The organism is Pseudomonas phytophila, from assembly GCF_025643095.1.
GTDB classification, from domain to species: domain Bacteria; phylum Pseudomonadota; class Gammaproteobacteria; order Pseudomonadales; family Pseudomonadaceae; genus Aquipseudomonas; species Aquipseudomonas quasicaspiana.
In genome coordinates this window covers 1,376,666-1,388,438 of sequence record NZ_CP081201.1, presented here as the reverse complement: position 1 = coordinate 1,388,438, position 11,773 = coordinate 1,376,666, and the positions used below count along the sequence as shown (strand labels likewise).

11 protein-coding genes are annotated in these 11,773 nt (G+C 57.1%); 8 read left to right on the top strand and 3 right to left on the bottom strand.

All coding sequences use genetic code 11. The annotated features are described in order from the left end of the window. Positions 1 to 74: 74 nt before the first annotated feature. Positions 75 to 455, top strand: coding sequence for a histone-like nucleoid-structuring protein MvaT (mvaT, locus tag K3169_RS06105; protein ID WP_027900603.1), 381 nt, complete (start codon positions 75 to 77; stop codon positions 453 to 455). A 90-nt stretch (positions 456 to 545) separates the two neighbouring features. Here mvaT and sbcB read toward each other — a convergent pair whose 3' ends face one another. Beyond that, the gene (gene sbcB / locus K3169_RS06100) at positions 546 to 1,976 is read right to left on the bottom strand and encodes an exodeoxyribonuclease I (RefSeq protein WP_263270613.1); all 1,431 of its coding nucleotides are present in this window, start codon (positions 1,974 to 1,976) and stop codon (positions 546 to 548) included. A 180-nt stretch (positions 1,977 to 2,156) separates the two neighbouring features. Between sbcB and K3169_RS06095 the strand changes: the two genes are divergently transcribed. Genes K3169_RS06095 through K3169_RS06070 form a run of 6 tightly spaced genes read left to right on the top strand, consistent with a single transcriptional unit; the run spans position 2,157 to position 9,026 of the window. Further along, positions 2,157 to 2,882: an RDD family protein gene (locus K3169_RS06095; protein ID WP_122395842.1), complete on the top strand. Its 726-nt coding sequence runs from the start codon at positions 2,157 to 2,159 to the stop codon at positions 2,880 to 2,882. Further along, a complete protein-coding gene (locus K3169_RS06090; protein ID WP_122395841.1) occupies positions 2,879 to 3,859 on the top strand; it encodes a stage II sporulation protein M in 981 nt (326 codons plus the stop codon). The genes K3169_RS06095 and K3169_RS06090 overlap by 4 nt, the downstream gene beginning before the upstream one ends. Then, positions 3,846 to 5,420, top strand: a complete 1,575-nt coding sequence (locus K3169_RS06085) for a DUF4129 domain-containing protein (RefSeq protein ID WP_263270610.1) — start codon at positions 3,846 to 3,848, stop codon at positions 5,418 to 5,420. The genes K3169_RS06090 and K3169_RS06085 overlap by 14 nt, the downstream gene beginning before the upstream one ends. Next, positions 5,417 to 6,628, top strand: a complete 1,212-nt coding sequence (locus tag K3169_RS06080) for a DUF4350 domain-containing protein (RefSeq protein WP_263270608.1) — start codon at positions 5,417 to 5,419, stop codon at positions 6,626 to 6,628. The genes K3169_RS06085 and K3169_RS06080 overlap by 4 nt, the downstream gene beginning before the upstream one ends. After that, positions 6,625 to 7,686, top strand: a complete 1,062-nt coding sequence (locus tag K3169_RS06075) for an AAA family ATPase (RefSeq protein ID WP_231666323.1) — start codon at positions 6,625 to 6,627, stop codon at positions 7,684 to 7,686. The genes K3169_RS06080 and K3169_RS06075 overlap by 4 nt, the downstream gene beginning before the upstream one ends. An 8-nt stretch (positions 7,687 to 7,694) precedes the next feature. Further along, on the top strand, positions 7,695 to 9,026 hold the full coding sequence (locus K3169_RS06070; protein ID WP_263272234.1) for a DUF58 domain-containing protein: 1,332 nt from the start codon (positions 7,695 to 7,697) through the stop codon (positions 9,024 to 9,026). A gap of 110 nt (positions 9,027 to 9,136) precedes the next feature. Here the strand turns inward: K3169_RS06070 and K3169_RS06065 are convergent, their stop codons facing one another. Both K3169_RS06065 and K3169_RS06060 read right to left on the bottom strand, forming a co-directional pair. Then, positions 9,137 to 9,496, bottom strand: coding sequence for a PilZ domain-containing protein (locus tag K3169_RS06065; RefSeq protein ID WP_099270879.1), 360 nt, complete (start codon positions 9,494 to 9,496; stop codon positions 9,137 to 9,139). Between the two features lie 234 nt (positions 9,497 to 9,730). Beyond that, positions 9,731 to 10,105, bottom strand: a complete 375-nt coding sequence (locus tag K3169_RS06060; RefSeq protein WP_027900594.1) for a tetratricopeptide repeat protein — start codon at positions 10,103 to 10,105, stop codon at positions 9,731 to 9,733. 176 nt (positions 10,106 to 10,281) lie between these two features. Between K3169_RS06060 and pyk the strand changes: the two genes are divergently transcribed. Beyond that, the gene (gene pyk, locus K3169_RS06055) at positions 10,282 to 11,733 is read left to right on the top strand and encodes a pyruvate kinase (protein WP_027900593.1); all 1,452 of its coding nucleotides are present in this window, start codon (positions 10,282 to 10,284) and stop codon (positions 11,731 to 11,733) included. Positions 11,734 to 11,773: the final 40 nt, after the last annotated feature.

Here is an 11,773-nt window from a genome sequence, read left to right as displayed (position 1 = left end):
TTTACTTGATCAAGGCGCATGACTATTATTGCTTCACTGTATCCCTGCCCACCTCTCAACATAAGGTAAGCCTCATGTCTCTGATCAACGAGTACCGCGCTACAGAAGAAGCCATCAAAGAACTGCAAGCGCGTTTGAAGAACCTGTCCCAAGACGACAAACTGCAAACCGAGCTGGAATTTGAAGGCAAACTGCGTACGCTGATGGGCGAATATCAGAAGTCCCTGCGTGACATCATTGCTCTGCTCGATCCAGAAGCCAAAGTTGGCAAATCTGCACGCGGCGGCGCAGTTAAAGCGACCGGCACCAAGCGCGCGCGCAAGGTCAAGCAATACAAAAACCCGCATAACGGCGAAGTCATCGAAACCAAAGGTGGCAACCACAAAACGCTGAAAGAGTGGAAAGCCAAGTGGGGCGGTGATGAAGTTGAAGGCTGGGCAACCCTGCTGGGCTAAACCCGGAGCAGGTCCCGCTTCACTCGTTACACTAAAAACGCCAGCCGAGCTGGCGTTTTTTATTGCCCGAAAAAAACCGCACTCGTTACATCAAAGGCCCAGCCTCTGGCGCAGAGCCTCTACGTAGTCCTGCCATTCACGTAATATCTCAAGCTGCGCAGGGGTAGCACTAAGGGATAGTTCCACAAGTGCCTGAGTAAAACTTTGCAGGGTATTAGGCGCCCCGGATTCCGGCACCGTCAGACGTGTCCTACAAAAAACAAGCCAGCGCTGTTGCTCTTCTGCATTCAAGGTTTCAGCAAAATTACGCGCCCGATAGCGAAATAATAACTCTGGCAAACGCGCATCATCGAAAGGCCATGCCTGGCTGCCTAACGTTTCAGGCTCTGCATTGCGCACTTGCTCACAAAGCCTGCGATCACGGTCACCAATAAATCCGTCATAAAGTTGTTGCTCGGGATCTTCACTGGCAACAAAGTCATCAGCGGCATAAATGGTGTTCAGCTTTTCCTGCCAGAGCGCCTGGGCCTCATTGAGATGACGTACTCGCTCGCTAAACACTGTCATGTCCAGATTCAAGCGTTGCTGATCTTCAGCTCTCAGCACCTTCAGCGGCGCGATCACCGGGCACCGATTTATATGCAAAAGTTTAAGGGGGACCGGCAGTTCGCCCTCGGCCAAATCCTCGCGACGGGTATATAACCGTTGTCGCAATATGTGTGCATCCTGCTCCAGTAATGGCAAATGATCCTGATGTAAATCGCACACAATCAGTGCGTTTCTATTTTGCGGATGCCAGGCCAGCGGAAGCACAACCCCCAGATAATGACGTGCCGCCGAAAAGCGCCCGGAGATATGAACCAGCGGTTCCATCAGCCGTATCTGTTGCTGGACGTTCTGCTTGCTGCGCAACTCGAAAAGATAATCGTAAAGACGGGGCTGTTTTTCACGAACCAGACGCGCGAGAGCAATAGTCGCCCGCACATCAGACAAAGCGTCATGAGCCTGTCCGTGATCGATACCATTAGCAGCCGTCAACCGCTCAAGCTTAAGCGTTACCCGACCATCATCTTCCGGCCAGACAATGCCTTCCGGTCGCAGTGCATAGGCAGCGCGCACCACATCAATCAAGTCCCAGCGACTGTTTCCGCTTTGCCACTCACGGGCATAAGGATCAAAGAAATTCCGGTAAAGGCTGTAGCGCGTCATTTCATCATCGAAGCGCAAAGTGTTGTAGCCCGCTCCGCACGTGCCCGGCGCAGCAAGCTGGGCATGAACACGGGTCATGAAATCAGCTTCGCACAACCCCTTCTCGGCCAGCGTGGACGGCGTGATACCCGTAATCATGCATGCGGCAGGATGCGGAAGAATATCGTCGCTGGGCTGGCAGTGAATATTAACCGGCGCCTCAATTTCATTGAGTTCGGCATCCGTACGGATACCCGCCATCTGCAACGGGCGATCATTGCGCGGATTGATACCGGTGGTTTCGTAGTCGTACCAGAAGATGGTGGAAGTCACGAGCTGATCCTGAACAAAAGACCGGCAAAGTGTAGGGCTTGAGAGTGGTAAAAGGCGAATAAGGCTAAGTGTGCGTTAAAAGAAACCTTTTCTTACAACACATGTAGAAACAGTCCGGTTGCTTACCAACCCAACAGTCCCTAGCATCAGGTTTTGTTTTCAGGCGTACCTCTTCCGACAATGCCCTCCCCGCACGCTTTGCCAAGGACTGCACCGCCAATCGCGCCGCTGGACACCCGCAGCCGAATGGAAACCCCGGAAGGTATCGACCTGCTGCTGCGTCCGGCAGGACTGGTCCCTCGCGCTCTGGCCTTCGCCATCGATTTCACCATTCGTGCCGTAGCCATCGGCATGCTCTTGCTGGTCTTCAGCCTGTTCGAATCCTTTGGCGCAGGCCTCAGTGCTATCTCCATGTTTCTGGTTACCTGGTGGTACATGGTGCTGTTCGAAGTCCTGAACCAGGGGCGCACACCCGGCAAGCAGATCATGCGTCTGCGAGTGATCCACGATGACGGGACCCCGATCGGCTGGACCGCCTCGCTCATCCGCAACCTGTTGCGTTTCGTCGATATGCTGCCGTTCGGCTACAGCCTTGGCGCTATCAGTTGCCTGCAACACCCCCAATTCAAACGCCTCGGCGATCTGGCCGCCGGTACTCTGGTGGTCTATCAAGACAAACCACCGAGTCGTCCAGTTCTGCCACACGCCACACCGATCATCGCGCCGTTCGTGCTGAGCCTTGAAGAGCAGCGAGCCATTCTGAGCTTCGCGGAACGACAAGCCGAACTGACCTCGGAACGCACCCAGGAGCTGGCATCGATTCTCGCCGCGCCGCTGAACGTAAGCCCGGCACTGGCAGTGCCGCGACTGAACAGCATAGCCACCGGCTTGCTGGGGCCAACATGAAACAAGGTCTGTTCGAACTTCGTCATCAGGCTGAATGGCGGCGCTTCGCAGAGCGTCTGGACGGCCTCGAAAAACGCAAAGCGCCAGGCTCATCGAACGAGACCTTCACCCGCGAATACCGGCGTATCTGTAACCAGTTGGCCGTTGCTCAGGAAAGGGGCTACAGCAGCCATCTGGTTGATCCACTGCAACAACTGGCCATGCGTGGTCATCAGCAGTTGTATCGGCATCGTCATCCCTTCGGTGCGCAACTGCTGAGTTTCGTGCTGGCAGGATTCCCGCAACTGGTGCGCGCCGAATGGCGTCTGATCGCCATCGCCAGCCTGCTGTTCTTCGGCAGCCTTATCGTTATGGGCTTGCTGGTGTATGGCTTCCCGGATCTGATCTACAGCGTTATGGACCCTGGACAGGTAGGGCAGATGGAGACCATGTACGACCCGCATTCGAGTCGCATCGGTCAAGCAGTGGAGCGCGCCGCCGATGATGACTGGATGATGTTTGGCTACTACATCATGAACAACATCGGGATTGCCTTTCAGACGTACGCCAGCGGTCTGCTATTCGGGCTTGGCAGCCTGTTCTTCCTGTTTTTCAACGGGCTGACGATCGGAGCTGTAGCCGGGCACTTGACCGGTATCGGCTATGGTCAGACATTCTGGTCATTCGTTGTCGGCCACGGTGCATTTGAGCTCACCGCCATCGCACTGGCGGGTGCCGCAGGACTCAAACTTGGCTGGGCATTACTGGCCCCCGGAGCATTGCGCCGCGGTGAGGCATTGCGGATTGCAGCGAAAACCAGCGTGCAACTCATCTATGGCGTCATCCTCTTCCTTTTGATTGCAGCGTTCATAGAGGCCTATTGGTCTTCCATGACCTGGCCGCAGCCGGCAATCAAATACACAGTGGGTGCAGTGCTCTGGACGTTAGTCATCGCTTATCTGGTTTTTGCAGGCAGGACACACCATGCGCCTGACTGACGCCAGCATTGCGATCCACCCACGAACGCCGTGGGAAGCCATAGACCTGGGCGTGCTACTGGCACAGCAGCATCGCGGACTGCTGATGGCAAGCTGGGCCATTGTCACCTTGCCGATTTTTGCGCTGCTCAGCCTGTTGCTCTGGAATCATCCGACCACCGCGATCCTGCTGTTCTGGTGGCTCAAGCCCGTCTACGAACGCTTGCCACTTCTCATTCTGTCCCAAGCGTTGTTCGACCCTGCACCCAGCCTGAAAGATGCACTCAAAGGCTGGCTGAAAACGTTGCGCCCCAATCTTCTCGCCAGCCTGACGTGGCGTCGACTCAGCTTGAGTCGCAGCTTCACGTTGCCCGTGCATCAACTGGAACAACTCTCCGGCGAGGCACTCCGCCAGCGCATTGGCGTGCTCAGCCAGAAGGACCAGTTCGCCGCACGCTGCCTGACTGCAGTGGGCGGTACGCTGGAGTCGTGCCTGTGGGTCGGGATGATCGTGTTGTTTTATGCGCTGATTCCCCAGCAGGTAGAGCTCGACTGGACCTGGCGGACAATGCTCGACCTTAACAACCAACTGAACTGGCTGGAGCACCTGAGCAATCTTTTCTATGCGCTGATCCTGACCGTGTGGGGACCGGTTTACGTGTCCTGCGGTTTCACCCTGTACCTGAATCGGCGCACGGTTCTGGAGGCCTGGGACATTGAACTGGTCCTGCGTCAGTTGCGCCAACGGCTGACGGGAAGCGCCTATGTGCTGATGATCGGCCTTGGTCTGACTCTGCTCAGTGCCTCACCGCCCGCATGGTCTGAGCAGCAGGATTTCAGCTGTCCTATTCCCTTGCTATCCGCAGAGGGCGAAGCGGGCCCCGATAGCCCGCGCCTCGTCAATCAAGAACTGACCAGCACAGCAGCGCGGCAGGACATCAAAAACGTGCTGCAACAGCCGCCGTTCAAGAATCCGAAAACCGTTTCGGGCTGGCGGCTGCCTGAAGCCTCAAAAACGACGCAGGAAAAAAGCTACGACAGGAGCACAGCGCTGTATGGCTGGGTGAGATGGCTACTGCATTTCGGCAACGTCCTCGCACAGGTCTTTCAGGTTTTGTTGTGGGGAATAGTGATTGCCTTGGTCGGTGTGGTGATCTGGCGCTACCGAAAATGGCTGGCCGCGTTCGTCAATCGCCGCGCTCCCCGCAAGAAACCACAGCGCGCCCCACCTGAACAATTGTTTGGCCTGCAAGTCAGCGCCGAAAGCCTGCCGGCTGACATTGCAGGCAGTGCGGAACAACTGTGGCCAAACCAGCCACGTGAAGCGTTGGGGTTGCTCTATCGAGCGCTGCTCAGCCGCTTGCTTGTCGACTATCAACTGCCCCTGAAAAGCGCCGACACCGAAGGCCAGGTCCTGCAACGAATCGCCGCGCTTGATCAACCGGCTCTCAATGACTTCAGCCAAAGCCTGACCCGGCACTGGCAAAATCTGGCTTATGGTCACCAGCTACCTGCAACTCCGGTACAGCAAGAACTTTGTGATGGCTGGCGACGCCTGTTTGATCGGGAAATGCAGTCATGACCCGACGCCGCTGGTTACTGGCCGCCCTGGCTTTGCTCGTTCTGGGCGCAGTTGCGGCCTACCTGCTGAAGAATCTGGAGCGCTATGAGGAAACGGTCGATCAAGGCCCCTCCCCCGAAGTCCGTGCCAATCCATGGCTGGCAGCGGAAAGTTTTCTACGCAGTCGCTCCATCGACGTAAAAACAGCCGACTCCACCAACAAACTGCCCGATGCGAGGCTTGAATCCCAAACCTTGCTGCTGCTCGACTATCGCGACAACATGACGCCTTCTCAAGCGGACAAGGTACTGCAGTGGGCGCGGTCAGGCGGGCATCTGCTGTTTGTCGCCGAGCAACTCTGGGATGAAAAAAAAGGTCGTAGCGGCGACCTTTTGCTGGACCGGTTACAGATTCGTCAATTACTCACCAAAGACCTGAAAGGGCAGGATTATTCACCGGTCAGCCCGGTTAACCCGGTTATCCCGCTGCGAACACCTGAACCCAAAGCACCCAAGGTGCCTTGGCCAGGCCTGACACGTTTGTATCTTGAAAACGAAGAAGCTCCGGCTTACATGAGCTTCGGCCCCAGCTTCCACCTCGAAGACCCTGAGGATCACGCCCAGTCCTGGGCCAACAGCGCTGACGCAACGCACATGTTGCAGTTGATCTATGGCGAAGGCCTGATCACCGTGGTGACCGACGCCGATTTATGGAAAAACCGATTCATCGATGATTACGATAATGCATGGCTCCTGTGGTACCTGACCCAGGACAGCAAAGTCACGATGGTCGTCAGAAACCAACACGACAACTTGTTCAGCCTGCTGCTGCGTCACTTTCCGCAGCTGCTATTAATGCTGACGCTACTCATCGGCGTCGGACTCTGGCGGGCAGGCATGCGCCAAGGGCCTGTGCGAGCACCTGCTGTCGGTGCGCGTCGCCAAATCACCGAGCACCTGCGCGCCAGCGCCGAGTTCCTGCATCGTCGCGGCGGCCAGCAAACTCTCTTGCGCAACCTGCAGGCAGAAATTCAGCGCCGCGCCCGCATTCGTCACCCCGGCTTCGAATCGCTAGTGATCGCCGACCAATGGCAGGTTCTGGCACGCCTGACCCGCCAGCCAACCAGTGTCATCAGCCAGGCATTGCGCCCACGTCCGGCACAGCGCATGTCCAGTTCCGACTTCACCCGTCAGGTTGCCCACCTGCAAACCATCAGGAATGCCCTATGAGCGATCTACCCAACGAACCGTCCACAAGCCCCGAGCCTGTCGTCGAGTTCAATATCGACCCGGCAGCCACGCCCGCACCGGCAGCCAGCAATCAGGCGCAACAGCGTCAGCGCGCCAGCCAGTTGGCCCAGGCCTTACGCAAAGAGCTGCAAAAAGCCGTGATCGGACAAGCCGCCGTTATTGATGACGTGCTGACCGCATTGATTGGTGGCGGCCATGTTTTGCTCGAAGGGGTGCCGGGGCTCGGCAAGACTTTACTGGTCCGGGCGCTGGCCCGTTGTTTTGGAGGTGAATTCGCCCGCATTCAGTTCACCCCTGACCTGATGCCCAGCGACGTCACCGGCCATGCGGTCTATGACCTACACACCGAGCAGTTCAAACTCCGTAAAGGTCCGATTTTCACCAACCTGCTGCTGGCCGACGAAATCAATCGTGCTCCGGCCAAAACCCAAGCCGCACTGCTTGAGGCCATGCAGGAACGGCAGGTCACTCTTGAGGGTAAACCCATGCCCATCGCCCAGCCGTTCATGGTGCTGGCGACGCAAAACCCCATCGAACAGGAAGGGACGTATCCACTGCCCGAAGCCGAGCTGGATCGTTTCATGCTCAAGCTGCGCATGGACTACCCCGATGTCGACGAAGAGCTGAGCATGGTCCGCCAGGTCACCCGCTCGAGCCGGGCCGACATGCTCGACGTGCAACCGTTACGCGTTGTGCTTCAGGCGCGTGAAGTACAGGCCTTGCAGCGAATTGCGAGCGAGCTGCCGCTGGACGATCAGGTGCTGGACTATGCCGTTCGACTGGCGCGCGCCACCCGTAGCTGGCCGGGCCTGACCCTGGGCGCAGGTCCCCGGGCCTCGATTGCACTGGTACGTGGCGGCCGGGCGCGGGCGTTGTTGCGCGGGGGCGAGTTTGTCATCCCTGACGACATCAAGGGTTGCGCGCTGGCCGTGCTGCGCCATCGGGTAAGGCTGGCACCGGAACTGGATATCGAAGGCCTGTCGGTTGATCAGGTCCTCAGTCAATTGCTCGATCAGGTTCCGGCGCCCCGTCTATGAAGCAACTGCTGAAACCATCGACAGCACTGCTTGGCTGGCTGGGAGGCCTGGCGGGCATTGCACTGCTGCTCGGTGTTCTGTCCGCACTGGCCATTGAGGTGCCCGATGAAGTTGGCACGCTGTTTTACGCGTTGCTGCTGGCATTGCTGGTACTGGCGCTGGCGGATGCCATTCGGCTTACTCGCAAACCTTCACCGAGCCTCAAACGTGAAGTCCGCGGGAGTCTGGCGCTGGGGCGTTGGGCGCAAGCGCATCTGACGCTGACACACGATTATCCGGATGAAATCACGGTGCAGGTGTTCGACCATTTGCCGGACGGCTTTGAGGTAGAACATCTGCCACAAACCCTGGCGCTGCGGCCGGGCCAGCAAAGCCGGTTGAGCTATCGCATACGCCCGCTGCAACGAGGACTTTTCAAGCTTAGCCAGTGCGAAATAGAGCTGCCCAGCTCGATGGGACTCTGGCGGGCTCGTCGCTATCTGGAGTTGAATGACAGTACGCGGGTCTACCCGGATTTTGCCCGGGTCTATGGAGGACAGCTGCTGGCGGTTGAAAACTGGCTCAGCCAGATGGGCGTAAGGCAGCGACAGCGCCGTGGGCTGGGCATGGAGTTCAACCAGTTGCGTGAGTTTCGTGAAGGCGACAGCCTGAGGCAAATCGACTGGAAAGCCACAGCACGCCACCGCACGCCCATCGCCCGTGAGTATCAGGAGGAAACGGATCAACAAATCATTTTCATGCTCGACTGTGGTCGACGCATGCGCAGCCAGGACGGCGATCTTTCGCACTTCGATCACGCGCTCAACGCCCTGCTATTGCTTGGGCATGTAGCCTTGCGTCAGGGCGATGCGGTAGGTCTGTCGACCTTTGCCAGCGAGCAGGACCGCTACCTTGCTGCGGTTAAAGGGCCGAGCCAGTTGAATGTGCTGCTCAACAGCGTCTATGACCTGAACAGCAGTCGAAGAACCGCAGATTACAGCGCGGCCGCTCGCCAGTTGATAGCACGCCAGAAGCGCCGCGCGCTGGTGGTATTGATGACCAACTTGCGCGATGAGGATGACGAAGAGCTGTTGTCCGCGGTCAAACTGCTGGGCCAGAAACACAGGGTTCTGATCGTCAGTTTGCGCGAAGAGGTGCTGGATACCTTACGGCACGTATCCGTTCAGACTTACGAAGAGGCGTTGATGTACTGCGGAACCATCGACTTTCTGAACGCCCGTGCCGAACTGCATGACCGCTTGAGCGCACACGGCATTCCAGTTCTGGACTCCCGCCCGGCAGAACTCGGGCCGGAACTGATCAGTCGCTACTTGAACTGGAAAAAAACCGGTGCGTTATGAAAGCGCCTTACCAACATCCGCTGTCGCATAGCGATCGCCGGTCTGTCTGGAAAAACGCTTCGCAGCCTTCGGCAGCTCCTACGCAATTAGCGTCAGTCAGGTAGTCGCTCTCAGGCCGATGCTTCCATCGGATAAAAACTGAAGTAATGCCTTAGAGCACCAATCAGTTCCGCGTACTCCGGCGGTGACTCCGTCAATATGAAACCCGAGTCATAGCTACCCGGCGTTTCATCTTCGTGACACCACAGACAGGTCGCCGTCACCTCCAGAGTGACAGGCATTCCACGCTCACAAGGTACCTGCAGACGCAATTGAAATTCAGCTCCCACCATCATTGGCAGATCACTGATCAGCATCAATCCCTTCTCGGACACGTTGCCCAGACAACCCAATTGCTTGTTGGTGTAGCGGTTGAACACCCGCAGATAGCCAGGCAATTGATGCCGTTCGATCCTTCGCTCTTTCAACATAAATCAGCCGCCATAGGTAGCCATTGAGCATGGCCGCGCTAAAACTCCTGGGGTAGCCAACACTGCGCATTGGCACCGTCAATACGAACAAACTTGAGTTTGTCGTCGCAGAAACGAGACTCTGACCCGATACAGGCGCCACAAGTCACGTACGTCCGTCTGCTTTTCGTAAGACTAGACCAATTGCGGCATACAGCCACTCAAAAACATTACAAAGGATCCAAACGAATGTAATTAACGCTTTACAGGGCTAACCTGAGCAGTCTGGACGCGTGGATAGTGACCCAACTGTTGCAGCGTCTCCAGGCGAGCTCTTGCTCTGAATGCGTACTCACTGTAAGGGTACTGAGTGATGATGAACTGATAAGTCTGGGCCGCATCAACAAACAGTTTTTGCCGCTCCAGACATTGCCCGCGCAACATCGATACTTCTGGCTGAACGTAACGACGCGAGCGGCTTTGACGATCAACCTTGGAGAGGCTCAACATCACAGCCTCGCAATCACCCCGATCATAGGACCGGTAGGCGCTGTTCAAATTGGAATTCATTGCCATTCGGGTGCAGCCACTGACAGCTGCCAGCAATACTAAAATCATCACGATTCGCATGGGACTCTCCTGTGCTCTGCAATATATCGACCTGAAACAGGATTTCTTCAAGCAGTTTTTGGCACCGGTCGTCTGCCGGTTACCGGCTCGCAAAATCTCGCGACAATGCAAAGAAACATGACTACAGATCAAGACAGTAGTAGCCTCTCGCTGCGCTTCATATAAGGAGTTTATGCATGACCGTTCGCCGCACTAAAATCGTCGCCACCCTTGGCCCTGCCAGTAACTCGCCGGAAGTCATCGAACAATTGATCCTCTCGGGTCTGGACGTTGCTCGTCTGAACTTCTCTCACGGCACTCCGGATGAGCACAAGGCACGCGCCAGGCTGATCCGTGAGATCGCCGCTAAGCACGGGCGCTTCGTCGCACTGCTGGGCGACCTGCAGGGTCCGAAAATTCGTATTGCCAAGTTTGCCGGCAAGAAAATAGAACTGAAAGTCGGTGATAAATTCACTTTCTCCACTGTTCACCCGCTGACCGATGGCAACCAGCAAATCGTGGGTATCGACTACCCGGATCTGGTCAAGGACTGCGGCGTAGGCGACGAGCTGCTGCTCGACGACGGTCGCGTGGTCATGCGCGTTGACACCCAGACTGCCGACGAACTGCACTGCACCGTGCTGATCGGTGGTCCATTGTCTGACCACAAAGGCATCAACCGCCGTGGCGGTGGCCTTACCGCTCCGGCGTTGACCGAAAAAGACAAGCAGGACATCAAGCTCGCTGCCGAAATGGACCTGGACTATCTGGCCGTTTCCTTCCCGCGCGATGCCGCTGACATGGAATACGCCCGTAAGCTGCGTGACGAGTCAGGCGGTACCGCCTGGCTGGTGGCGAAGATCGAACGTGCCGAAGCCGTGGCCAACGATGAAGTGCTGGACGCATTGATCCGCGCCAGTGACGCGGTCATGGTTGCCCGTGGCGACCTGGGCGTTGAAATTGGTGACGCCGAGCTGGTAGGTGTTCAGAAACGCATCATCCTGCACGCTCGTCGCCACAATAAAGCGGTAATCGTGGCAACACAGATGATGGAGTCGATGATCTCCAGCCCGATGCCGACACGCGCAGAAGTGTCCGACGTGGCCAACGCCGTGCTCGACTACACCGACGCCGTCATGTTGTCCGCTGAAAGTGCTGCCGGTTCCTACCCGATCGAAGCCGTGCAGGCCATGGCCCGTATCTGCATCGGCGCTGAGAAGCACCCGACAGGTAAAACCTCCAGCCACCGCATTGGTCACTCGTTCACTCGTTGTGACGAAAGCATCGCGCTGGCAGCCATGTACACCGCCAACCACTTCCCTGGCGTGAAAGCGATCATTGCCCTGACTGAAAGCGGTTATACCCCGCTGATCATGTCGCGCATTCGCTCCTCGGTACCGATCTACGCGTTCTCCCCGCACCGCGGTACTCAGGCCCGCGCAGCAATGTTCCGTGGCGTTTACACCGTACCGTTCGACCCGGCCAACCTGCCACCAGGCCAGGTCAGCCAGTCTGCGGTAGACGAACTGCTCAAGCGCGGTCTCGTTGAGCAAGGCGATTGGGTCATCCTCACCAAGGGTGACAGCTACCACACCATCGGTGGCACCAATGGCATGAAGATCCTGCACGTCGGCGATCCGTTGGTCTAAGACCGTCCCGCGCAGCAAACAAAAAGCCTCGGTTCGCGAG